Source organism: Alteromonas sp. W12 (assembly GCF_001924945.1).
Classification (GTDB): Bacteria; Pseudomonadota; Gammaproteobacteria; order Enterobacterales; family Alteromonadaceae; genus Alteromonas; species Alteromonas macleodii.
On record NZ_LQXH01000001.1, the window covers coordinates 275629 to 300570 of the forward strand.

Genomic DNA, 24942 nt, shown 5'->3' on the forward strand with positions numbered 1-24942 from the left:
GGGCTTATCATTGAAAAGCCGAATCTATACCATACACGCCATATTCATTGAGTACTTTAATTTTCTGTTCGCAGCATTCATGCGTGAACAACAAATAGCAGACGTATTGAGGAGTTAGTTGTGTCTCATCCAATTATTGAAGATTTAAATAAGCGTTACACGGTTAAACAGTACGATGCGAGTAAACGCATTTCGGCTGATGATCTGGCGACAATTCTTGAGGCGTTGAGACTATCTGCGTCTTCAATCAACTCTCAGCCATGGAAATTTGTGGTTGTTGAAAGTGATGAAGCCAAGCAGCGTTTACACGATAGCTTTGCCAATAAGCATCAGTTCAATCAGCATCACGCTAAAGAAGCATCGCATACCATTCTGTTTGCCTATGATCCTAAATTTACGAAAGAGAAATTTGTAAAGCGTGTCGATGCAGAAGTAGCGTCTGGTCATTTGCCCGAAGATATGCGTGAAAACTTCATGGGCGCTTACGCATTTGCGGAAGCGAACACCGATGAGAACGGTAACAACGCGGCTTGGACCAAAGCGCAAGTTTATCTAGCGTTAGGCAATGTTCTTCACACGCTGGCGCGTTTAGGCATAGCGTCTACGCCGATGGAAGGTGTTGACGCCGAATTGCTTGGCGAACAGTTTAAAGATGAGCTAGACGGCCACGTTTGCGAAGTGGCACTTGCCATGGGCTACCCAGATACAGAGCAAGATTGGAACCATGGTTTACCGAAAGCACGCCTTGCAAAAGAAGATGTGATCGCGGTTGTGTAATACCTGACAACACAAGCTTGCAATGAATATAACAAAGCCCGCTTAGTGCGGGCTTTGTTTTGCTTTCTTACTTTTGTGTTCTGGCTTCCATTTCCAGCGTTTACTTATAACTTCTTTTACTTTGCGCACCGACAGACGCGGAAAAACGCGCACTAATGTAAGAAGTATTGCTCCGCGAGCTGTTGATGAATGTCGGCAAAATCAATTTGAAGCTCGTCGATATAGTTGTGCAGCGCTCGTCCTCGAAGTGTCGCAACAGGCTGCTTTTCTAAATCACTAATACTGTGGTCAATTCGCTCTATCATCGCTTCATTGTCGGGCAAGTTGAGGAACAAACTCCTTAGTTTGTTCAAGCAGAACAACACACTTCGCGGAAACTCCTTGCTATGTAGCATAAATAACAACACATCGCCCGGACGTATGCGAACGCCCATTTTCTGGCGATACATTTGGTAGCCGCTCAGGCTTCTAAGTACACTCATCCATAAGATGTTTTCGAATGGCAGGTCACTCATGTCTTCGGTAAGGGTCGATGAGCGAACGTCAATTATCCTTGATGTCATATCAGCCCGCTCCAATGCCGCACCAAAGCGCCAGAAGAAATAGCCTTCATCGTGGCTCATGCTGGCATCCATGGTTCCAAACATTAGTAAACACTGATTGATTACCTGTTTTAAACTTGCAAAGCGCCCGCGTTTACTTAGAAAGCTTGTACTGTTCTCTTTTACCGATAAGTGAAGTGCGTTCAGTGTTTCCCACACTTCTCTTGGAATAACGTCTCTGATTGTGCGCGCATTATCTCTTGCGTATTGAAGCGAATTCAATATGGAAGACGGATTGCGTGTGTCTACCGTCAGGAACTTAACGACATTCTTCTCGCTGTATTCATTATAAATGGCCTCAAATGGTTCGCGATTTCCTGTTATGTCTAGCAATGGCTCCCAGCCTGGCGAAAACCCTTTGGGTAAGTCCATCAGCAGGAGGTTGTTAACATTAATCAGGCGGGCGAGATTTTCAGCCCTTTCAACGTAGCGCGCCGTCCAATAAAGCGTTTCAGCAACTCGTGATAACATGTCAGTCCCTCCTAATCCACAATCCAAGTATCTTTACTACCACCGCCTTGTGATGAATTGACCACGAGGGAACCTTTAACAAGGGCAACCCTAGTGAGGCCTCCCGTTGTGACATAGGTGTGAGTACCTGATGAAAGGATGAAAGGGCGAAGATCCACATGTCGCCCTTCAATTGTAGAGCCGTCAATAGTTGGGACGGTAGACAAATTCAAGGTAGGCTGTGCTATCCAGTTTCTGGGGTCAGCCTTTATTTGAGCAAGGGTTTCTTGCTGCTGCTTTTTGGTTGATTTTGGGCCAATTAGCAAGCCGTAGCCTCCCGATTCATTGGCAGGCTTTATTACAAGCTTGTCGATATTGGCTTCAACATATTTGAAGTCTTCGGGCTCGTAACAACGGTAGGTCTCTACGTTAGGCAGCTTAATCTCTTCATCCAAATAATAGCGAATCATGTCAGGCACATAGGTGTACACCACTTTATCGTCTGCCACGCCAGCCCCCGGCGCGTTGATCAGCGTTACCTTGCCTTTACTCCACGCTCGCATTAGCCCGGGAACGCCCAGCATCGAATCAGGGTTAAACGCTTCTGGGTCTAAAAACATATCGTCAATACGGCGGTAGATAACGTCCACTCTGCGTAGGCCTTTAATCGTCTTCATATATACGCAGTCGTCTTTTTCTACGGTTAGATCTCGACCTTCTACTAGCTCACACCCCATTTCCTGAGCAAGATAGCAGTGTTCAAAGTAGGCAGAGTTGTAGATACCGGGTGTAAGTACCACAACTTCAGGCTTATCCTGAGGACGCGGTGATAGACTCGACAACATGTCGAACAGCTGTGAGGGATAGTCGTTTACGGGAAGAATATCCATTTTCTCGAACATGTCTGGAAAGACACGCTTCAGCACCGAGCGGTTTTCTAACATGTAAGACACGCCAGAAGGTACGCGCAGGTTGTCTTCCAGTACGTAAATCGTGCCGTCGCTATCTCGCACTAAATCAGAGCCGCAGATATGTGCCCAGATACCGTTTGGGGGAGAAACACCTACGCACTGCTTTCTAAAGTTCACGGACTTATCGAGAAGCGCTTTAGGAAAAACGCCATCTTTAATAATCTTCTGATCGTGATACAGATCGTCGATGAACATATTAAGGGCTTTTACGCGCTGTTTAAGTCCTTCTTCTACGCGTTGCCATTCTTTATTTGGGATAATACGAGGAATGATATCGATGGGCCACGCTCGGTCAATTGAACTTCCTTCACCATAAACCGTGAAGGTAATACCCATTTCTTTTACCACCAACTCGGCGGCGTCTTGCGCGTTTTTGAGTTCTTCTTCACTTAATTGCGACAAATAATCCATTAACGGCGCACCGTGAGGACGGGGTTTTCCATTTTTATCTATCAGTTCATCGTAAAACTCGGAAAAATTGCAGTGTTCCAGACTCACAGCTTTCGATAACGTCTGACTTTGTTTTTGACTACTCAAACTACGCTCCTTATTGTCCGCGATTCATATCCACTGAAACGTCTAAAACCTGATTTCCACCACCAAACATAATGCCTTTAAGCGGTGTGATATCTGCAAAATCTCGTCCGACAGCTAACGTAACGTGCTGGTCGTAGGGTTTCAAATTGTTGGTCGGGTCGTAATCAATCCAACCAGAGCCCGGTACAAAAAGCGCAACCCAAGCGTGGGTGGCGTCTGCACCAGTAAGCTTTTCCTGACCCGGTGGTGGAATCGTTTCGATATATCCACTTACATAGCGCGCCGCCAAACCAATACTGCGTAAGCAAGTAAGTGTTAGGTGCGCATAGTCCTGACATACACCCCGCTTGTGCTCAAACACGTGGCTTACTGGGGTGTTAATCGTCGAGAAGGACGGGTCAAAGGTAAAATCGTTAAAAATGCGGTTCATTAAGTCGTCGCACGACTCCACGATAGAGCGGCCAGGCGTAAACGACATCAAGGTATAGTCTAAAATCGCTTTATTGGCCTGTGTTAAGCGAGTAGGAATACTGAAAAACTGCGCTGCCAACATGCTCTGATCTACTGGATAGCGGATTTGATCTCTCACGCTTTCCCATTGCGTATTGTGCGCAAACAGACCTTGTAATGGTGCTCCTTGAATTTCAACTTCACTGGTTGCGATGACCTGCATTTCTTCATGCAAAGTGGGTATTTCAAACACCGTTACCGTGTTGTCGAAGTAGTCTTTAAACTCTGCCTGATAGTCAGGTTCAGGCACAATGGTGACACTGGCGCTAATCCTCTTTTGATTAAAGGTGTTTAGCGGTATTAGGCGGGCATGGTTTTGTGTCAGGCTCACCTTGTCGGAATACTTGTAGGTAGTGACGTGACGAATGGTGTACTTCATTTTTTCACCTCACTTTCATTCGGACTACTGGCATCAGGTGCACTGACTAATGGAACTGTCGCTTCCTCATCTATTGGTTTTTCGACGATCTGTACAGACGCGGTGCCTATGCCAGACCAGTGCAGTTGTGACGCAGGCTTAGTGTGGCTGAAGTATTGAGTTTGCATCATTTCGCTAAATTTCTGCAGTTGTGATGTCACGCTTTTTAGTAAAGACACCAAGCCCGAAGGTGCTTGATTAGTGTTGATATTTAAGGTCTGTCTGTCAGCCAGCGCGAAGCTTGCTTTTAACTGCAACAGAATTTTCTCTGTGGTACTTAAAAAGCCGGGCTTGGCGCTTACCGGCAAGCTTTCGCAAAGCTCGGTAATTTTTTGGATTTGATGGGCTAATGAGCGTGGGTACTCGGCATCTAAAAGCAATAGCTCTAATCCCGTTTCAATACTTTGAAACGCTCGGTATCGGCGTCTGTGGGTAATAGCGCTAACTTGCGCCACCAACACGATTTCCAGCACGTTTTGTTGCTCAGCCTCGGGCAGAGGGAATTGCAGCAGATTTTGCACCATAGACACGAGCTGTTTACTGCGCTCTAACCGTCGTCCAATTTCTATCATAAAGGCGCCGTTACTTTTAGATAAGCTGTCTTGAATAGAGCCGTTAAACGCCATGGTAAGCCCAATCAATTTATCGAGTGTACTTTGTAATCTGTGCGTCGGCGTCTGCTCGGTAATGGTACTAAATTCGTGATGTTCCTCTTCTAGGCTTTCGATAATGCGCAAGCTGTCATAAGAAAGTAGCTCTCTCACTTGCAGCGCGCTTTGCACCACCATATTAATGCTACTGTAAAGGCCGCCAGCGAAGGAATTATCGTTAATTAGCGATATCACTAATTCTTTGAATCCTCCTTCGTTCACGGTTATTTTCGCTGCGTCTGGCGTAAGGTAAGGGTAAATTAATGCCTGCTGTTCTAACCCAGATTTAAATCGTAGCAGGGCATTTCTGTGCGCCTCATCGGGGTAAATGGCAAGCTCAGTGAATTTGTCTATAAATACCCTGACCAAGCGAATCACGTTTTCACTTCGCTCTACCGCACAGCCCAACCAAAATAGGTTTTCCGCCGTTCTGCTAGGCAGTAGCCCCTCGACTAGCGCTAAGTCTGCATCTGATTGCAGTGATTTGGGAATAGAAGGCGCACGCTCTTGTGGCGGACCTATGGTTTCAACCCACGTGTCCTTTATTTCTGTTTTGCCATCGGTGCGCGCTGCCTTGGGCGTAAAACACATGGCTGAGGGGAGAATAAAAACCTGCCCTTGTGAGTACAACGCATAGCAACGCATAATGACTGGCTTACTTACCAGCCCTTTATCGTGCCAAAATGGCGTATGCGAAAGATTCACCTTTTTTCGCCAGAATAGGTCGGTTAACGCTACCGTTTGTAGTGTATTTGCAATAGCGTCAGCGTCTTTTTCACCGTCGTATTTTAATTCAGGGTCAACATAGCTTAATAACTCATATCCCGACCAATCGCTTTGCGTAAGGTTTTCTGCGGGAAAGGTTTCTTGTTGGCGAAGCAGTAAAGATTCACCATTAAAAAACTCAGCGGCCCTATGCAAATTGTTTTTGATGGCAGGAATTTGAATAGCGCCATTGCCCAAGGGGTTGAGCAATACCACGTTCTGAGTTCGGACTGCATGAATAAGCCCGGGAATCCCGAACGCTGAGTAGTCAACTTGCTCCAGTGAATCTAAGAATCTGTCCTCAATCCAGCGCAAAATGACATCAACTTTTCGTAATCCGTCTAAAGCTTTAAGCCAGACTTGTCCTTTCCTCACCGTTAAATCAGCGCTTCTTACTAGGGTGTACCCCATGTAAGTGGCAAGATAGGCTTGCTCAGAATAATACTGATCGTCTGGACCTCTGCACAAAATAACAATGCGCGGGTCATTAATCGCAGCGGTTTCCTGGTCAATAGCATGTTGAAGTTGCTCAAAAAAGCCTGCTATTCGCTGCACACCACATTCAGCAAACTCCTCACTCATTACCCTTCTTGCCACAATCCTGTTTTCCAGCAGCAGTCCAAGACCGCGAGGGAACTGGCAGTGATCGTTCAGCATGAAATACTCGCCGTTTACATCTTGGGCTATGTCAAACGCGCTTAGAAATACACCGTTGTTTAACGAGGAAAGCGTGTGGCTCTCCGCAAGATAGTAAGGATGACGCATCAAGTGGTCTGTAGAGAAAACGCCGTTGGTTAGCGTTTGCCTGTCTGAGTTAAGGTCTAATAGCACTTTATTGAGCAGTAAGACTCGCTGTTCAATGCCGCGGCTGAGCATTTCCCAGTCTTGGCTTGAAATGAGCATAGGCAAGGGATCTAGCTGCCAATTCTGGCGTTCATCGATATCCGCAAAACCACTGTTTCGCATTAGTCGGCGAATTTCATTTGCTCTAAAGGACAGCTCGTCACTGTTAAGGCCTGACAAACGAGAAAATAACGTATTGAGCAGACGTTTGCTCTCATCCGCAGCAGTGCTCGAATTGATATAGCTGCTAAGCCATTCTGGCATGGTGAAATCTTCACTCATAAAATCGATTGTCACTTAAACTATAGTGTAGGAGGCCGGCGCAAATCCAGCGTATTTGGATATTCTTCATTCTCGGCTTCTTCCAAAGGTAAATCAAAATCACCGCGACCTTCATGGTCAACCACATACTGTGTAGCAAAGTGAGGCGACCACTCAGGCATGGAAGGCGATGCCACCGACGGGGTATGACCGTGATCCCAGAATCTGGCAATACGCCTTCCTTCAGCCTCAAAAGCGTTCACAGGCATAGTAGAGAAATTGCGCCCGCCCGGGTGACTAACATGATAGGTAAATCCGCCTAAAGAGCGACCCGCCCAGCTGTCGTAAACATCAAAGACCAACGGCGCATGTACGCCAATGGTCGGGTGAAGCGCTGATGCAGGGTGCCACGCTCTAAAGCGAATTCCGGCTACATGTTCTCCGCGAATATTGGTGGGTTTTAACGGTAATCTGCGGCCGTTACACGACACTATGTAACGGTCTGTATGCATGTTTGAAACAGTGAGCTGGACGCGTTCCAGTGAGCTGTCAACGTAACGCGCAGTTCCACTTCCTGTCGCTTCTTCACCCAGTACATGCCAAGGCTCAATAGCGCTAAAGAGGTCTAGCTTAATTTGACCGACTTCACGGCTACCGCAGCGAGGGAATCGAAACTCAAAAAACGGATCGAACCATTCAAGCTTAATGGGAAAGCCCGCTGCGTTTAGGTCGCTACATACCTCAGCGATGTCTTGCCGAACGTAATGGGGCAGCATAAAGCGGTCGTGAAGCTCAGTGCCCCATCGCACCAGCTTCTTCTTGTATGGTTGTTTCCAAAACCACGCTAGCAGTGTGCGCAGAAGAAGCATTTGCATCAAACTCATTCTGGCGTGAGGAGGCATTTCAAAACCGCGAAACTCTACAATGCCCAATCGCCCCGTGGGCGAGTCGGGGTTGAATAGTTTATCGATACAAAACTCTGCACGATGGGTATTCCCTGTCAGGTCAGTCAGTAAGTGCCGAAGGAGGCGGTCAACCAACCAAGGTGAGGGAACTTCGCCATCGGGAATTTGAGAGAACGCAATTTCTAATTCGTATAGCCTTTCATCCCGAGCTTCATCGACACGAGGCGCTTGGCTAGTCGGGCCAATGAACAGGCTCGAAAACAAATAGGAAAGCCCAGGGTGATGCTGCCAATAGGTAATAAAGCTTCGCAGAATGTCTGGACGCTTTAAAAACGGGCTCTCTAACGGTGTCGGCCCACCCATTGTCACGTGATTTCCACCTCCTGTGCCCGCGTGCCGTCCATCCAGCATGAATTTTTCTGTACCGAGTCGACATGACTTTGCCATGGCATAAAGGGCATGGGTGTTTTTTACCAGAGTATGCCAATCGGATGCAGGGTGAACGTTAACCTCGATAACACCTGGGTCGGGGGTAACCGCAAACTTTTCAACGCGACTGTCGTAGGGCGGAGTATAGCCTTCTAATATCACGGGAATACCAAGTTTATCAGCGATGGACTCAATAGCGTTCAGCAGCAGCGCATAATGTTCAAAGTGGCTTACAGGCGGCATAAATACGCATAACTTTCCGTCGCGCACTTCTAAACAAAGGGCGGTTAATACTGACTTTTCACCAATATACCCTTTGCGAGACGCTGGGGATGAGAGCGTGCCGGTCATGTCTGCCGGATCCCGTTCTGCTAGCGCATCTGGATTACCCAAGCTACTCAACGGTAGCCGATAACCTAATGGAGAGTCGCCCGGTAACAAGAAGCAGTGTCCTCGTTTAAATGACCATACGCTACTTTGCCATCCGTCAAAAACCGTGTCGTAGGCGAGGGGAATAATAAAGCCCACGGGTTTATCTAAACCCTGCTCCAGTTTGGCTAAAAAGCCTTTGCGGGTCATTGCGTGAAGCAGTTCTGGGGCGTCGGGGGACGGGTCTTGCGGCAGGTTACCCTCTTGCCATAAATGATACAGCACGTCTTCATAAGCGGTGACGACAACCTTTTCACTTAAACCCAACGCCGTAGCTAGTTGAGTAGCAAATGTTTGCGCCTCGTTTTGCGTGAAAGAATAGCTGGCGTTGTTGTCAGCAAGTAGCGCTTGATTATGCCAGATAGGCGTTCCGTCTTTACGCCAGTAACAGGCATATTGCCAGCGAGGTAATGGCTCGCCGGGATACCACTTACCCTGTCCATAATGGCGAAAGCCATTATTACTAAAACTTTCCACCATTTTCATGAAAAGCGTGTGCGCTAAAACGCGTTTCTCTTTCCCATCAGCGGCGGTGTTCCACTGTTCGCTTTCCATATCATCAATGGAAATAAACGTGGGTTCGCCGCCCATGGTGAGGGTTATCCCTGCATTAACTAAGTCCTTGTCTATTTGACCTCCAAGCCTATCAATAGCGGCCCACTGAGCATCGCTGTAAGGCTTGGTTACACGGGGCGGTTCGTGCAAACGTTGTACGTTGTTGTAGAAGCTAAATGTCGATTCACACTGATCGATGGCACCGGTGACCGGCGCGGCCGACAGTGGTTCAGGGGTACACGCCAATGGAATGTGCCCTTCACCCGCGAAAAGTCCAGACGTAGGGTCGAGGCCAATCCATCCCGCACCGGGAACGTATACCTCGCACCATGCGTGCAGGTCGGTAAAGTCTTTTTCCGGACCGCTTGGCCCATCAAGAGACTTTTCATCACTTGCCAATTGAACCAGATAGCCGGAAACAAAGCGCGATGCCAGTCCTAAATGCCGAAATAGCTGAACCAATAGCCAAGCCGAGTCACGGCAAGAGCCGCCTTTTTTCTGCAGAGTCTCGTCGATGCTCTGGACTCCGGGCTCCATGCGCACACCGTATTCAATTAGGTCGTATACCGCGCGGTTTACACCCACTAAGAAATCTACGGTAGCAACAGGCTCTTTAGGCTGCTGATTGTCAATTAACTGCTGAAACAAAGACGATGCATCTTCTGTCTCAAGGTAGGGTGTTAAGTCTCTCGCCAGCCGTTTTTCGTACGAAAACGGAAAGGTTTCAGCGTAAGACTCTAAAAAGAAGTCAAAGGGGTTAATAACCGTCAATTCGGCAACAAGGTCTACGGTGAACCAGAACTTTTTAGTCTTCTCAGGAAATACTACGCGTGCAAGGTAGTTACCAAACGGGTCTTGCTGCCAATTGATAAAATGATTCTCAGGATAGACTTTTAAAGAGTAACTTTTTATTGGTGTTCGACTATGCGGAGCAGGGCGAAGGCGGAAAGTGTGCGGTGACATACTGATACTTCTATCGTAGTGGTATTCAGTATGATGTGTGATCCCTACAGTGATTGTCATGCTATGGCTCCATTGCCAATTGATATACAAACAGCACAAAAAATCACCTTATATCCAAGTGAGTAAACTTACAAGAAGAAGCGATGGGCAGAAATGTAAAACCCAAAAATTATGTGCTTCAACGGTAATCTCGTTACTCACGATATTGAATAATGTATACTCACCCCAATATATGCGCTATAAAACAGCGCGTGTTTTAAGCACGACTTATCCTTCACATATAGACAATTCACTACTTTGAGAGCACTAAACTTTCGCCACGGGTTTTCGTCCTACATGCCGCTTTTCATGGCATGGGTACTCTCGTGTCTCATCCTTAGTGCAAGCTTCCAAAGTGGTCAAATTAATAATGAAGTTGAAGTAAGTCAGCAGTCACCACTTGCCCAATTTAACTACGCGGGCAAAAGCTATTCGTTACGGTTTACCGGCACTAAGCTAGAAAACAGTGACGATCAAGGCGATGGACCTGAAGCAATTGTTGAATTGACCTTGGGGTTTATTGCTCTAGCTATTGTGCTGTGTTTGGGTATGGCAAATGTTGTACCCCGTGCTCGCAAACACTACCGCCAACCTTCTCGCGGCCCACCTTTATCCCTGAGCTAATTCTCTTTTTGCCTTAATGCACTAGCACGTTCGCTTCGCTGCATATTAAGGCGCTTTAAAAATTTAATTATTCAGGATTCTAAAATGGCACGATTTTCATTTCGTGGCTTTGTGTATGTGCTCATCGTTATGCTCGGTTTACTGAGCGCTGCGCCCAACATATTGCCACAATCAATTAAACAGCAGTTACCTACGTGGTACACCACTTCCACACTATCTTTAGGCTTAGATTTGCAAGGTGGTTCGCATCTGCTATTAGCCGCAGACACCAACGCCTTGTTTGAAAAGCAACTCAACAGCTTTTCGAGCGACTTACTTAGCGAATTGCGCAGTCAAAACGTGCGCTATACAAAAACGTCTCATTCACTCACTCATAAAGATAGTCGTTCTGGAAGTGTCGTCTTTACATTGCGTAGTGCAGATGATGCGAGAAAGGTAAAAGACACCGCATATCAAATTTCCGCTCAGCCAAATGGTTCAAGCGCACTTGATGTAGAGATAAAGCAAAGCACCGTTACCCTTAGGCTTAACGAGCTATACACCGAACAACTGGTTAAAGACACGTTAAGCCGAAGTGTTGAAGTAGTTCGAAAGCGTTTGAACGAAACGGGGCTTACTGAGCCTAGCGTTACGCTACAAGGTAAAGACGCCATTTTAGTTCAGATGCCGGGTATGTCTGACCCCACTCAAGTTAAAAAATTATTGGGCACTACCGCACAAATGACTTTTCACTGGGCCGCGAATAGCCAGTCTGAGCAGGTTATGAATAAGCAAGATGCGGCGGGTAATACCTATCGCTTAGAGCAAAAAGTGGCGCTAGAAGGTGAACATATTACTGATGCGGCAGGTGTCTTAAGTAGTGAAAATGGCCAGCCAGTAGTGACGTTCCGATTAGACAGCGCAGGTGCCAAGCAGTTTGCCACTATGACACGTGACAACATCGGCCGTGTGCTTGCTATCGTCCTTGACGACAAAGTGGTTACAGCCCCCGTCATAAATAGCGTGATCCCAGGTGGTCGTGGTGAAATAACCGGTAACTTTACATTGCCGGAGGCGGGCAACACCGCATTAATGCTTCGCACAGGTGCGCTACCTGTGCCACTTACCATTATAGAAGAACGCACGGTAGGGCCAGATTTAGGCAGCGATGCAATTCAAACCGGAGTGGAAAGCGGCGTGGCAGGTGCGTTACTGGTATTGGCATTTATGGTAGCGATTTACGGCAGGTGGGGCGCTATCGCAAGTTTTGCTCTTTGTATCAATATGGCATTGGTGTTTGGCGCATTAACCCTGTTTGGCGCAACCCTGACATTACCGGGCATAGCAGGTTTGATCCTAACCATGGGCATGGCGGTCGATGCGAACATTTTGATTAATGAACGTATTCGTGAAGAAAGTAAAAAAGGTCGTCCGGCAGCCAGTGCAATAGAAGTGGGTTTTGATAAAGCGTTCGCGACTATTGTGGATTCAAACTTCACCACATTAATAGCGGTAAGTTTGTTGTTTATGTTTGGAAGCGGCCCTATTAAAGGGTTTGCAATTACAATTGCCCTTGGTCTGGTGTCTTCGGTATTTACTGCTGTAGCCCTAACTAAAATGTTAATGCTAAGAGTGGTTAAGTCGAAGCACAAGAATACGCAAGATCGCGCGCAGCAGCGCGTTCCTTTGCGTTTTTCATCACCGCTTTTGCGGTTAAGCGATAAGCTAAGCGGTATTAATTTTCTGGCAAAGCGTAAAATTGCACTCGCTGTTTCTGTCGTGCTTACGGTGCTTTCAATCGGGCTATTTGCTAAGCCAGGCTTACATTATGGCGTCGACTTTACCGGTGGCACCATGATTGAGTTGACCGCACCAACCCTTACTACCGATGAGCTAAGGAATGTGATTGAAAGCAATGGCTTTGATCAAATAGCAATTCAAGAATATGGCAGTGAACATCACTATTTATTGCGAGCACCTGTTCTAGATAGCAGTGGCGAGCTTGAAAATAGCAACGCCAAGCAGACTGACGCATTAAAGCGTGCGATTTCGCAAGCCGACAGTGAGGTAAGTTTTGATAAAATTGATATGGTTGGACCCAAAGTCAGCGGAGGCTTTGCCGAGCTATCCATTCTAGCATTGCTTATCGCAGGTGGCGGCATGTTGGTGTATCTGTGGGCACGCTTTGAAGCGCATTTTGCGAGCGCAGCGCTGCTAACCGTGATACTCGATTTAACCAAAACCATAGGCTTTTTCGCGCTTACGGGCATCGAATTTAACTTAACGGCTGTCGCAGCACTGTTGGCGCTCATTGGTTACTCTATAAACGATAAGGTGGTGGTGCTTGATCGCATCCGTGAATTATTGCGTTTAGACCCAAACAAGCCATTGGCAGATACTATTAATGAGGCCGTGAACAGCACGTTAAGCCGCACGGTATTCACTTCCGTTACCACGCTGTTGGCATTGTTACCGATGGCTATTTTTGGCGGTGATGCCGTAGAAAGTTTTGCAGTCCCTATGGTTTTTGCTGTCGTGATTGGCACGTCATCGACCTTGTTTATCACCTCTACGCTGTTGTATTTGTTGGGCAGCAGAAGAGAGAAACAAGGCAAAGCGCAGTTAAAGCCTACTGCAGAAGAGATTAAGGCTTCGTTGTCGCACATCCCTTAGGCGGCACAAGTTCCTTAACCCCAATACCTCAGCGGGCTTTTGTACCTCAATACATTGGTGCAAAAACGCGGTAAGGTAGCAGTATTAACAGGAACCCTTGATGCTCTCATGCATACCTGAATAATTTGCGTGAGAGCATCAAGGGCAATAAGGAACGTATAATGTTTGCAGTTGATCACATTATTTTACTCAGTGCAGTGCTTGCCATTTTGGGCGTACTGGCCAGTAAATTGTCCCCGCGCTTTGGCGTACCTGTTTTAGTTTTATTCCTTGGTGTAGGTATGTTGGCTGGAGAAGATGGTATCGGCCGAATCTTCTTTGATAATGCTGATGCTGCGCATGCCATTGGTACATTTGCTCTTATTCTCATCCTATTTGATGGCGGTCTACAAACGTCAAAAAAGTCCATAGCGCAGGCGTGGAAACCCGCCGCGTTACTCGCCACTTTTGGCGTAATTGGTACGGCAGTGGTCACCGGTATCGCTGCTATGGTTATTCTCGATTTACCGCTTTATAAGGGCTTATTGCTTGGTGCTATTGTCGGGTCGACAGATGCCGCAGCAGTGTTTTCTGTTTTGCGCAACGCTGGTATACGCATTCCTTCAAAAATAAAATCCACACTAGAACTAGAAAGTGCGTCGAATGATCCAATGGCCATATTTCTCACAATTGGCCTTATAACGCTTATTCAAGACAGTACCACTAAGCCAGTTGACTTACTTTCGCTGTTTGCCAGTCAAATGGGAGTGGGAGCGATAGTGGGCCTTGCTATCGGCGGTATTGCAGTATGGCTTTTCAGACGCGTCACCTTAATGGCCATCGGTTTGTACCCGGTATTTGTGATGTTGTTTGGTGTATTGTCTTTTGGCCTTGCTGCGAACTTAAATGGCAGCGGCTTTCTCGCTACCTTTATTACGGGTGTTATCGTGGGTAACAGCCGCTTTGCTTATCAGCGTAATACGTTCGTGTTTCTGGATGGGCTGGCGTGGCTTGGGCAAATTGCCATGTTCGTTATCTTAGGTTTGTTGGTAACGCCCACCGAGCTGTTTGTTAATTGGAAAGAAGGCCTTTTAATTGCGTTTGTGCTTATTTTTATTGCACGTCCGCTGGTGGTTATGCCTATTTTGTTGCTTTCGAAATTTTCGTTCAAAGCATCAATGCTAATCTCATGGGTAGGCTTACGTGGTTCAGTGCCAATTATACTCGCTATATTTCCGCTAATATTCGGCATGCCATACGCCGAGCTCATTTTTAATGTGGTGTTCTTTATCGTGCTTATTTCTGCCTTGTTGCAAGGTTCCACCTTACCTTATGCGGCGCGTAAGTTAGGTTTAGTGTTGGACGATGAAGTAAAGGAATCGAGCACGCTGGAGATTGTAAAAGTCGCTAAGAGCAAGCGCGAGCTTATAGAAATAGAGGTATCTAAGTTATCGCCGGCACTACATAAAACCATTAGTGAATTAGCCCTTCCCGATAATACGGTAGTGGCGATGATTGCCCGCGGAGAAGAAACCCTTATACCCAAAGGAAGTACCAAAATAGAAATGGGCGATCAAATTTTCATTATCACCAAACTGCTTGATAAAAGCGCCGTTGAGCACTGCTTTTACAGCGAGCAGGAATAGGGTGCTATTGTAGGGTACTTCATGTAGAATGCGCCGCGGAGTTGGCCAGGCAATCGCCGCTTTCGTAAGAAAGGGGAGGAAAGTCCGGGCTCCAAAGGGCAGGGTGCCAGATAACGTCTGGGCGGCGTGAGCCGACGACAAGTGCAGCAGAGAGAAGACCGCCTAAGCATGTTTACATGCCGGTAAGGGTGAAAGGGTGCGGTAAGAGCGCACCGCGCCTCTGGTAACAGAGTGTGGCAAGGTAAACTCCACCCGGAGCAAGACCAAATAGGATCCCTCAACGTGTGGCCCGCATGGGGATCGGGTAGGTTGCTTGAATCAGTGAGCGATTGCTGATCTAGAGGAATGGTTGCCCACGACAGAACCCGGCTTACGGCCAACTCCACTCTTTTCCCAAAAGAAAGTGAAGCCTCTACCTGAAGGGATATTTCCTCAGGCAGAGACATTTATCACTCTTTACTGAAAGAAATAGCGGAACGTCGCACCAATGGTGCGTGGCTGGTTCACCGTAAATCCAAGTCGAGCTCGTCCACCACGTTCTCTATCAAAGGATAGCTGGGCGTTTTCGTCGAACAGGTTGTTTGCATACAGTAATATTTCATAGTCATCGTAGGTAAGACCGAAGCTCATATTAAGCGTGCCGTAGTCGTCTAACAACAAGTCTAATTCCGTTGTTTCTGCGCCAGTGGCACCGCCAAAGGCAAGGCCTGAAGTGAATATACCTGCGCCTGCAACTTGGTCACTAGGCTGGGTTATACGGTCTCCCACGTACTGGTAAGAGCCTTGGAAATAGGTGCTGTTTGAAGAGAATAAAGGCTGCGCTAAATCGTAGGTAAATGCGATGGCAAAGCTCTCTTCAGGTACTGAAGCTAGGCGGTTACCGTCTTCTACGCCACCTAGTACCGCACCATCACCATCAACAACGGTTGAATCGAACTCGGCTTCAATGATGCTACCCGTTAATGAGAAAAAGAGCTGGTCAGTAAACTGACGCGTAAGCTCAAATTCAATACCTTGGGTATGGGCGTCAGGCACGTTAAATGATACACGTGACGAGCAAGAACCAGCATCCAATGTAACCTGAAGATCTTCAATATCGTTATAGAAAGCCGAGATGTTAGCTGACCATCCACGACCTGATGATTTCATACCGATCTCATAGTTGGTGAGCTTTTCATCGTCATAGTCTTGGAACGAACCAAAGATGGCTTCATCTTGGTCGGTACACAGGCTTCTATTTAGCGGGTCATTTACACCGCCAAGTCTAAATCCTTGAGACACCTGAGCATTTAAGTTCACGTTTTCGTTTACGCTATACTGGCCGATAACGCGAGAAGTAAAGCCATCTGATTCTGTAGAATCGGTCTGGTTGTCGCCGTTGGCAAATAAGCCCCCAGAGATAAACTGACGCTCTTCTTCATAATCGTAAAAACGAGAGCCCACGGTCATTTTAAAGTCATCGTTCACTTGATAGTTCACTTCACCAAATACTGCAAGCTGCTTCAAGTCGTACGGTAAATAGGCGTTGTAGGGAGAATCAGCTTCAAAACCATTGGCAACCGCTGCTGACGTGCCTTCACCTAAGGTGGCGTCGGTAAATGCGTCGTACCCAGGGGTAGGGAGTGATTGGTCGTAAACACGCTCTGTAGAAGAGTAGAAAGCGCCAACTAGCCAGTCTAGCGCGCCATCGCCATTGGATGCGGCGCGAAGCTCAAAGGTATCTTGCTCTACTTCCGTTCTGTCTAATAAGTTCGACGGTAATAGTACGGCTTCATCAGGAAAACCTAAGTCGATACTTACTGAGCCTGAAAGCGCGCTGGCATCACGACTTACAAGAATATCGCGGTCGGTATAGCTATAAACAAAGGTAAAGTCAGCAACGTCAGCTTGATATTCAGCAGTTACGTCAGCAATCAAGGTATCGTCAGAGAAGCCTTCTTCAAGCAGCAGGTACTGTTCTCGTTCACCCAATTGAATAGCTGGGCGGGTCGTTGTGTAAGGGTTAGCAAACACGTTATACACTTCCTGCCTGTTAAACCCGTTCATTTCCAATTCTTGGAAGATAAGTCGTGGTGTAATGGTGAGCTTATCGTTTGGGGCGATGATGAACGCTACGCGTCCGCCAGTTCTATCGCCGTCGTTAACGTCTTCGCTAAACGCGCCGTTTTCACCTAACGCATCTATAAAGCCTGCGTAATCAGTGCGGTATACCACCGCGCGCATGGCAATGGTGTCGGAAATAGGTACGTTTACCATGCCCTTAACGTGACCGCCCACGCCACCGTCTGTCACACTATTAAGATTAGCTTCAAACTTACCTTCAAAGGTATCTAACTCGGGCTGATTGGTGATGTAGCGAAGGGTTCCGCCGATAGAGCCAGATCCAAAAAGCGTACCTTGCGGACCGCGCAGGGTTTCAATGCGGTTAAGGTCGAAAAGGTCGAGATCTGGAGTAAATAAAGACAGCGAGATCACGCTTTCATCGAGGTATACGCCGACCTGCTCCTTAACGCCTGGTTGGTCTCGTACAATTTGACCCGCTGAAACGCCACGCATAGATACTTGGCTTTGGCCTGGTCCTAAGTTCTGAATTGATACGCTCGCCACGTTTCTAGCGACGTCTTCTAAGTTTCCTGCACCGCTGCGTTCAAAGTCTCGCTGCGTTTGTGCGTTGATTGAAAAAGGAATGTCTTCAATGGATTCTGCACGCTTTGTTGCAGTTACTATGATCTGCTCAAAGTCATCGTCATCCTTTTGTTGTGTGTCCTGCGCCATTGCACCGGAGCTAAGCAGCCCCATTACCGCAACGCTAAGTGTGCTTCGTCTAAACGACGATTTTTCTATTTTAAACATAAGTCCATCCAGGTTGGTTGTTTCTATTTTGTTATCAGGCAAGGGCGTAATGTGGCAAAAAAGTTGGGTTATTTCCATAACTTGCGAAACAAATATTTCATTTTTTGTTGTATCTAATGCGGTACGTTTTTCTTGTTAATTTAGTGTTAATTGTAAATGTGTGGGGAATGTGCGTCTAAAAGGTCAAAAGAAGCGTCTATCTGGCTAATTACAAAAGCAATAATCTAAGTATCATCTTTATGAGAGAGGTGTTGACCCTAAGAGCAAAAATGACTGGGCGATAAAAGCAAGCGGCAGCAAGCGGTTTATATCAGCGTCACAATAAAAGCTGATGGGTTAATTAGAAAGTACAACATGAAAGCATTGTTCAACAGTTAACGCTAAGAAGGTGAGTAATAGAGTGGAGAAAGCAGTGAATACAAGCGATGTAGTAAAAGGGATATTAGCAATTGTTATCGCAAGCTTTCTGTGGGGGACAACAGGCACTGCCGCTCAGTTCGCTCCAGAAATCAGTCCTCTGGCAATCGGTGCCTTTGCAATGGGTATAGGTGGTGTATTGCTTTGTGTTAGTGCCCGAAAATCACTGGTAAAGGATGCACCTATTCTTTTTTCTACACCACTGACCTTTCTGTTTGGCAGTGCATGTGTTGCAATTTATCCGCTGGCCTTTTACAGCTCAATGCGTTTGTCAGGCGTTGCTATAGGCACCGTGGTTTCTATCGCCAGTGCACCACTATTCGCTGCGCTTTTAGAGTATTTTTTAAGTAAAAAGCCCGTGTCTTTAAAATGGTTTATTAGCTTTGTGTTTGGTGCGTTTGGGATTGGCATGTTAGCCATGGGTAAGGCACACGACGCAATGGCGTTGTCAGCATCTAAAGATGATCAGGTGTTCGGCGTTATTTTGGGTTTAATTGCCGGTTTAACTTACGCTGGATACTCATGGGCTGCGAAGCAACACATTGACGCTGGCGCAAATTCAAAATCTGCCATGGCCGGACTTTTCGGTTGCGCTGCCGTTGCTCTGTTGCCTTCCCTCTGGTTTACCGGTCAAAACTTGTTTGCTAACACTATCCACATTAGCGTTTCACTCTATATGGCTGTGGTGCCAATGTTTCTTGGTTATTTGCTATTTGGCTATGGTCTTCGCACCACCGAAGCGAGTAAAGCTACGCTTATTACGTTAATTGAGCCACTGGTTGCGACACTTTTCGCTATTTTTCTGATTGGTGAAGTATTCAAGCCGGTGGGGTGGGTTGGCATGACGCTGGTGTGTCTTTGCCTTTTAATCCAATCGATAAAATTTCCATTTGCTTTAAAGCGCTATGGCAAAAAAGCAACGGCGTAATGTTGAAACCGCGTGTGGCTTATAATGAAAAGTCAGAATACTTGTTAAGTATTCTATCAATTTGACCCGTTTGTTTTAATTCAGCAATGGCGCGGTTAATGGCGGGGAGCTTATCTTTATGTCGATTGTGAACACGCAACGCCATTTGGCCTGCCGTATGGATGGGGCCCAGCGCTATTTTTACGTTGTGCATTGAAGACCAGTAACGCGCCGCTGCTTCCTCCATTATGATGACATCTATCCGTTTCATGCCAAGGGCTAAGATAAGGTTACTCTCGGCTTGAAAGTCCATTCTGACGAACTTATCAGAATCAAAATACACATAGCCGGAGATCATCCCTACGGTTTCACCGTAGATAGAGGCGACGGTTTGGTATCGGCTATGGTTTTCAGGCAGAGTAATAAAGTATTCTGTGATGTCTATAATGGGATCTGAGAAAGTGAAGTCGCCCGCGGGCTCATCTTTAGACAGCCAGCTTGGACTGAAAAAGTCGAAATCAAGAGCGCCTGTTTTAAATGCAAGCATGGCACGTTTGGTAGAGAGCATGACTTTTTCTGTCTTAATATCTGCTCTATTCATAATAAGGGGAAGGATTTCAACTAGAATACCGGCCCTATCTTCGTCGACAGCATTTTCGTACGGGATAGAGCTGCCTGACGTTCCAAGATTATATCGCAGTACTTCATCGGCAGTCGCGCCACCGCCTAAAAGCGAAACGTTAATCAATAAGATAAACGAAATAACTTTTTTGATGTGAGGGGCTAATCTCGCTAAGGCGTTCACTCAAGATGTTCCACTACAATAGGTTAATGAACGGCGCTTTCTTCACTATTTCTTTCAATGCTTGCCCAATGCTCAACTTTGTCGATGAGGTCAATAGCATCAAAAGGTTTACTTAGGTAATCGTCCATTCCGGCGTTAACGCAGCGCTCTTTGTCACCTTTCATGGCATTGGCGGTTAGTGCGATGATCGGCACATTCAAATAGCGTTCTCCGGCCTCACCATTTCTTATGCGTTTAGTTGCTTCAAAGCCGTCCATTTCTGGCATTTGACAGTCCATCAAGACAACATCAAAGGTCACTTTCATTTTGTTCAACGCTTCAAGTGCCTCTAGGCCTGATTTGGCACTCAATGTAGTGTGGTTATTTAGGTGCTGTTTAACTATAACCTGATTAATGTCGTTGTCTTCGACAATTAATACTTTGCGTTTTTTCCCTTTTTCCCGTTTCACTCCTGAGGAGTGGTGAACTGGCTTAAGCAGGGCTTCGTCGGCTTGTTCAAGCATAATAGTGAAAGAGAACGTGCTTCCGTGACCTTTAACGCTCTCAAGTTTTATATCGCCGCCCATGAGTTCGCATAATTGTTTGCTAATAGAAAGACCAAGGCCTGTTCCGCCGAATTTGCGAGTTGTAGAAAGGTCTTCTTGGGTAAAGACATCAAAGATTGTACTTTGCTTGTCTTGTGCGATGCCAATGCCGGTGTCTTTTACGCTACATAAAAGCTTAAGGCTGTTATCTGCATTTTGCTGAATGCTGGTGGTGACTTCAATACATCCACTGTCGGTGAACTTCACGGCATTACCTAACAAGTTCGAGAGTATTTGTCTAAAGCGAACATCATCGCCTTGTACAACGTGAAAGCCTTGTAAATCAAAGTGAAAATGTAGCGCTAACCCTTTTTCTTGGCACATAATCGCGTACTGACTTTGAAGGTTTTCAAGCGACTCTAAAATGTCGAATGGGTTTTCTTCAATTTGCAGTTGGCCTGCCTCAATTTTAGAGAAGTCCAAAATATCATTTACGATATGTAAAAGGCCTTGGATACTAAACTTAGCAAGAGACAGGTAGTGCTTTTGCTCCTCAGTGAGTTCAGAGCTAGCCATTAACTGCAAAACACCAGAAATACCGTGTATTGGCGTGCGTATTTCATGGCTCATACTAGCGAGGAAACTCGATTTAAGACGGGCAGACTCTTCCGCTTTTTCTCGCGCATCCTGAAGATACTGTTCGGTTTGTCGTTGTTGAGTAACGTCCTGTTGAAACCCGATATAGTGAGTGACTTCACCATTTATTTTTACCGGCGTTAAATTCAAACGGTTGTAAAAGGCGCTGCCGTCTTTTTTATAGTTGAGCAGCGTTGTTTCAATAGGCTCGCGCACTGCAATAGCCTTGCGGATTTGGTCAACTGTCTGCTTGCTGGTTTCATCGCCCTGCATCGACCTGCAGTTATGACCGATTATTTCTTCACGACTGTAGCCTGTAAGCTCTTCAAAGGCACTGTTTACGTATATTATTGGTTGGCCGACGCGCTTAATGTCCGAAATGATGATCGACACGGTTGCTTCATCCATAGCGTGAGTGAGCACTTTAACGTGACTTTCAAGAGAGCGTTGTTCAGTTTCGTCGCTACCAACATAGATATCACCACGAATATTACCATTAGCATCGGCCAGTGATGTTTTAGTCCAATGAACAAACCGCTCTTGGCCGGTTGATACCGAAAAGTGTGTAAGTTCATTGCTCTGTGAAGAAGCGAGCTTTTGCATAATGAACTTCAAAATACCGTTCTTTTCACCGTACTGGTCATGACAAAAGTCGTCGAAGCGCTTGTTAGAAAGCAAAATTTGCTTGTCTTGATCAACCACAACAAGCATATCGCCCATTGACTCCAACACGTTGGAAAACTGTTCGTTAGACAGCGAAACCTCTGTCAGATCCCAAATCAGTTTGTCAAACGCTTCGCGAATATCCGCAAGTTCTTGGGCCTCAACTTCACTATCAAGGCGTAGTGAGGTCTTATCATCACTGTTTAGTCGATTCTTAATGTCATTGTACAAAGTCGAAAGTGTTCGCTCGGCAAGCGTTCCCGTCATACTCACCATATGCAAAATGATAAATACGAAGCCTACAATCATTGCCAGCAATACAATCCCAGTCCATGCGGCTTCTCTGTATGCGGTGATGGTGGGTTTCACGCTGTATAAGGTTAAATTTTGCCAATCAGCCTTTTTTATAGCGTAGCCGCTGTCATCAAAATCGGAAAAGCTTGAGTTGGGAGCAATGAGTGATGGCTCACTGCTAAACAGGACATGCCCACTAGAGTCGGTAACAAGCTGGTTAGTCAGTCTGGGATAGGGCGCGAGCAAAGACTGCAAGCTATCCACATACATGACAAGTGCGCCTTCCGCTACGCCTCTAAGTAAAACTGGAACGCTTATTAATACGCCGTACTTTGATACCGAGGAGTATGCATTCGATGAACCAAGGGTTTGCTGGCGCCATGCACTACTGAGCGACTCGGGGATAACAGCATTCCAGTTTTTATCAATCACCCGGTTCCCGGCAAAATCAAATAGCGCAAACTCGACACTTTTCGCCTGAGTTAAATTTAACGAGCGGAAAAACATGGGAAGGTAATTATCCCTTTGCTCGAAATCAACCAAAGAATTGATGATGATATCGTTAGCTGCCAAGTCTGCTAGCTGTCTAGTGGTGTCGCTAACAATGTAATTGATATCTTGTTCTAAACCATCAACAGATTGTTGTTGAAGCTGGTCGGTTTGTTTAACAATGAAGTGGAAAGAGAGAGCAAACAGAATGATAGACAAAACCGCGACGAGTAAAACCAGTCGCGGTAACATGCTTGAAAGCAGAAGAGAGCGTAACCTTGGGGGCTGCTGCATCATTGCACGCCCGTTGTTACCAAGTGACCTTTTTCGTTAAACGTAGTCATAAAATAATCCTTTGCCCAGAGTGCATCGTGTCTGTCCTCTGAAAATGGAGCTGTGTAGTGCTTCACTGCACCTTGCACATTTTGAAGAGACTCTAGCGCACCGCGTAATGCGTCTACTTCTATACTACCAGCTTTCGCGGCAGCTGCCGCGATTAAATGAGTTAAATCATAAGCATGAGCCAAACCTGTCACACCACCAATCGCAGTCGCATCCACCAAGCCATACTTACTATAATAGGCTTCTAACAAGCTTTTTGCCTTGGTATTTTTCTGGTGGTTGAAGTGGAAGGTTTGAAGTACTGACACATTGTAGTTAGCGATGGGCTTTGCAAGTAAAGAGGCGAACTGACCCGACGCGACTCCCCAATGCGACACAACAGGGAGAGAGGCGATGCCTTGTTTTGCCATCTCATCGAGTACCACAACACCTTCAGGAACGTTAGTGACAAGAATAATCGCTTCCGCTTTCGCGCTTTTTATTGCCGCGATATCCTCAGAAAAGTCTTTCTGCTGCCAATTTATCCAATGGGTTGCTGTTATATCAATATCATTATTACTTGCAGCTTGTGTTAATGATTCAAGGTTTGAGCGTCCCCATCCTGTTCTTTCCAGTACCAACGCGATATTTGATAGCCCCATATATTTGACGTGATTAATTAGGACTGACGCTGCTTCAGCGTCGCGTACCGACACGCGAAATATGTTATTCGGTGAGTGCCCGTTGTCGATAATAGGCGTCCCCGCTGCCCAAGGAACCAACATCAAAATGTTTTTTTCGTGTATTGGGTCGACTTCAGCGAGAACTACAGGTGTATGAACGCCGCCTACTACCGCAAGTAAATTGGGAGTTTGGGAAAATTGCTCAATGTTATATACACCTCGAGCTGGGTTGCCGCGATGGTCTTTCGCAATAACTTTTATTTGACGACCTAGAATCCCACCAGCGGCATTTATTTCGTCGACGGCAAGCTCGACCCCTCTTGTAATAGCGAAGCCACCTTCAACAGCTACCGCTGAAAGATCGGCGTCAATACCAATCACCAGAGGCTCCGTTGAACTTAATGCTTTACTTGCAGTAAAAATTGAAAAGACGCAAGCCAGCGAGAGAAAGATAGAAAGTGCACGCATGAATAGGCTACCTAAATGTTAACCTTAAAAGTGTATAGCAATGTGCTCAGTCTTTTAGCGTAAACGTCTTATCCTTTAGTATAAGTTTGATGCTTTTTTGAGAGCTTTTACGAGATTTTTGAGCGCTGGCGACGGGGTGGTGTACTAAACGAGTGCGCATTAATTGTGGCACGATTCTACTATTAGCTTATATTTCGAGAAGAGTGGTTGTACATTTGCTAAACAGTGCTCGACGTTGTTTAGTTGTTCCTCTGGTGACGAGGTAGCAGTAAAACCGCCTGATAAAAATGGTTTGCGTATGTTGCAAGCAAGGATAAACAGCGGTTTGGAGCGTGAGTGCGAAAGAATACCCTGCCAACAATAATAGACATTGAAGCAAGTGGATTTGGCGCAGCGAGTTACCCTATTGAAATAGGTATCGTGCGCTATGATGGTGCAAAGTGGTGTAAGCTACTTCGGCCCTTTGACTCGTGGGTTCACTGGGATCGAAAAGCGGAGTCACTGCACGGCATAACGCAGCAGATGCTGCAAACTCGAGGAGAAGAGCCTCGAAAAGTCTGTGTTGAGTTAAATAACTTCCTTGGCAATACGGTTGTTTACAGTGACGGTTGGGTCGTTGATAACCCGTGGCTAATTAAGCTCTACGCCGCAGCGCAGGTAGAAATGTCTTTCACGTGTAGAGCATTGGAATATATTTTGTCTGAAGCACAAATGAATCAATGGCATGAGGTGAAAAGCCGCCTTGCGAGCCAACTTGATGTTAAGCGTCATAGAGCGAGTTCCGACGCGATGGTAATTCAACAGACTTACGCAAAAACCTTATCATTGGCATAACGGCAACTACGTTTCGTCTTTATGATGGGGTGTAATACTAAAA

Annotated in this window: 15 protein-coding genes and 1 other RNA gene; 7 read left to right on the forward strand and 9 right to left on the reverse strand. The window is 46.3% G+C overall.

Translation table 11 applies throughout. The annotated features are described in order from the left end of the window. The first annotated feature begins 120 nt into the window (after positions 1 to 120). Positions 121 to 777, forward strand: coding sequence for a nitroreductase family protein (locus tag AWH61_RS01180; RefSeq protein ID WP_014975732.1), 657 nt, complete (start codon positions 121 to 123; stop codon positions 775 to 777). Between the two features lie 152 nt (positions 778 to 929). Here the strand turns inward: AWH61_RS01180 and AWH61_RS01185 are convergent, their stop codons facing one another. The 5 genes from AWH61_RS01185 to AWH61_RS01205 are packed head-to-tail and all read right to left on the reverse strand — an operon-like array spanning position 930 to position 10125. Further along, a complete protein-coding gene (locus AWH61_RS01185; RefSeq protein WP_075176016.1) occupies positions 930 to 1850 on the reverse strand; it encodes an alpha-E domain-containing protein in 921 nt (306 codons plus the stop codon). An 11-nt stretch (positions 1851 to 1861) separates the two neighbouring features. After that, a complete protein-coding gene (locus tag AWH61_RS01190; protein WP_014948367.1) occupies positions 1862 to 3337 on the reverse strand; it encodes a circularly permuted type 2 ATP-grasp protein in 1476 nt (491 codons plus the stop codon). A gap of 10 nt (positions 3338 to 3347) precedes the next feature. Further along, the gene (locus AWH61_RS01195) at positions 3348 to 4226 is read right to left on the reverse strand and encodes a transglutaminase family protein (protein WP_014948368.1); all 879 of its coding nucleotides are present in this window, start codon (positions 4224 to 4226) and stop codon (positions 3348 to 3350) included. Next, positions 4223 to 6805: a circularly permuted type 2 ATP-grasp protein gene (locus tag AWH61_RS01200; protein ID WP_075176017.1), complete on the reverse strand. Its 2583-nt coding sequence runs from the start codon at positions 6803 to 6805 to the stop codon at positions 4223 to 4225. The genes AWH61_RS01195 and AWH61_RS01200 overlap by 4 nt, the downstream gene beginning before the upstream one ends. 20 nt (positions 6806 to 6825) lie before the next feature. After that, on the reverse strand, positions 6826 to 10125 hold the full coding sequence (locus AWH61_RS01205; RefSeq protein ID WP_075176018.1) for a transglutaminase family protein: 3300 nt from the start codon (positions 10123 to 10125) through the stop codon (positions 6826 to 6828). A 288-nt stretch (positions 10126 to 10413) separates the two neighbouring features. On the opposite strand from AWH61_RS01205, the gene AWH61_RS01210 reads away from it, so the two are divergent. The 4 genes from AWH61_RS01210 to rnpB all read left to right on the forward strand — a co-directional run bounded on the left by AWH61_RS01210 (position 10414) and on the right by rnpB (position 15393). Beyond that, positions 10414 to 10728 (forward strand): hypothetical protein, encoded by a 315-nt coding sequence (locus tag AWH61_RS01210; protein ID WP_249922583.1) that lies wholly within the window; start codon positions 10414 to 10416, stop codon positions 10726 to 10728. A gap of 84 nt (positions 10729 to 10812) precedes the next feature. After that, positions 10813 to 13380: a protein translocase subunit SecD gene (gene secD, locus AWH61_RS01215; RefSeq protein ID WP_075176020.1), complete on the forward strand. Its 2568-nt coding sequence runs from the start codon at positions 10813 to 10815 to the stop codon at positions 13378 to 13380. Between the two features lie 161 nt (positions 13381 to 13541). After that, complete coding sequence (locus tag AWH61_RS01220; RefSeq protein ID WP_039230861.1) at positions 13542 to 15005, forward strand: potassium/proton antiporter; 1464 nt, start codon at positions 13542 to 13544, stop codon at positions 15003 to 15005. Between the two features lie 37 nt (positions 15006 to 15042). After that, positions 15043 to 15393, forward strand: an RNA gene (gene rnpB, locus AWH61_RS01225) — RNase P RNA component class A. Between the two features lie 68 nt (positions 15394 to 15461). On the opposite strand, the gene AWH61_RS01230 is transcribed toward rnpB, so the two are convergent. Continuing rightward, a complete protein-coding gene (locus tag AWH61_RS01230; protein WP_170826494.1) occupies positions 15462 to 17858 on the reverse strand; it encodes a TonB-dependent receptor in 2397 nt (798 codons plus the stop codon). Between the two features lie 400 nt (positions 17859 to 18258). Between AWH61_RS01230 and AWH61_RS01235 the strand changes: the two genes are divergently transcribed. Beyond that, a complete protein-coding gene (locus tag AWH61_RS01235; protein ID WP_075176021.1) occupies positions 18259 to 19203 on the forward strand; it encodes a DMT family transporter in 945 nt (314 codons plus the stop codon). A gap of 19 nt (positions 19204 to 19222) precedes the next feature. Here AWH61_RS01235 and AWH61_RS01240 read toward each other — a convergent pair whose 3' ends face one another. From AWH61_RS01240 to AWH61_RS01250, 3 genes are read right to left on the reverse strand one after another with little or no spacing between them, the layout of a single operon-like run. Continuing rightward, positions 19223 to 19987, reverse strand: coding sequence for a substrate-binding periplasmic protein (locus AWH61_RS01240; protein ID WP_075176022.1), 765 nt, complete (start codon positions 19985 to 19987; stop codon positions 19223 to 19225). 23 nt (positions 19988 to 20010) lie between these two features. Then, positions 20011 to 22890, reverse strand: a complete 2880-nt coding sequence (locus AWH61_RS01245; protein WP_170870488.1) for an ATP-binding protein — start codon at positions 22888 to 22890, stop codon at positions 20011 to 20013. Beyond that, positions 22887 to 24065: an ABC transporter substrate-binding protein gene (locus AWH61_RS01250; protein WP_075176023.1), complete on the reverse strand. Its 1179-nt coding sequence runs from the start codon at positions 24063 to 24065 to the stop codon at positions 22887 to 22889. Before AWH61_RS01250 ends, AWH61_RS01245 begins: the two co-directional genes overlap by 4 nt. A 336-nt stretch (positions 24066 to 24401) precedes the next feature. Between AWH61_RS01250 and AWH61_RS01255 the strand changes: the two genes are divergently transcribed. Next, positions 24402 to 24899 (forward strand): 3'-5' exonuclease, encoded by a 498-nt coding sequence (locus AWH61_RS01255; RefSeq protein ID WP_014948380.1) that lies wholly within the window; start codon positions 24402 to 24404, stop codon positions 24897 to 24899. The last annotated feature ends 43 nt before the right edge of the window (positions 24900 to 24942 follow it).